The 515-nt window shown below is 80.4% G+C and carries 1 protein-coding gene; it reads left to right on the top strand.

The genetic code is table 11. From position 1 onward, the window contains the following. Positions 1 to 130: 130 nt before the first annotated feature. Positions 131 to 295, top strand: a complete 165-nt coding sequence (locus tag G3I53_RS14275; RefSeq protein WP_164438415.1) for a hypothetical protein — start codon at positions 131 to 133, stop codon at positions 293 to 295. Positions 296 to 515 lie beyond the last annotated feature (220 nt).

The raw sequence follows: 515 nt of genomic DNA, 5'->3' as shown, positions 1-515 counted from the left end.
GACGCCCGCCACACCGTCGACGCCCGCCTCACCCTCGGCCTCCGTCGCACCGTCGGCCTCCCCCGCGCCCGCGACGAGGCCCCCGGCGGCCACCGGACCGACCACCACCTGGTACACGTCCCCGACCGCCGTGGCCGCCGCGCGACGGATGGCCGCCGCGGGCGTCGTCGGGGACCCGGTCTGCACGATGGCGTCGGCGGGCCGGCCGGACCCCGCCCTGGTCCCCCGGGCCGGCCGCATCGGCATCGGCAGCCACGACGGCTACTGGTGCCTGATCGTGAAGCCGGGGTCCTGAGCGCACGGGACGCGGGCGCGACCGGACGGACGGTCAGGGCGCGCGGCAGGACGCCGGACCTGGCGACTCCCGCACCGCAGCGGCTTGTTGGCCGGCTGGTGGCGGCCGGGGCGCGGCGACCGGGCTCACCCTCGGTCGAGGGGTAGGCCGCTCCCCCGCCGGCGGAGGACGCCGTCGGACGTCCTACGGCTCCGGCGGCCGGGGCGCGGCACCGGGGCCG

Origin of the sequence: Streptomyces sp. SID14436, from assembly GCF_010548465.1 — a bacterium.
Classification (GTDB): domain Bacteria; phylum Actinomycetota; class Actinomycetes; order Streptomycetales; family Streptomycetaceae; genus Streptomyces.
Note: the sequence above shows the minus strand (reverse complement) of the source record. Positions and strands in the feature narration are given on the sequence as shown.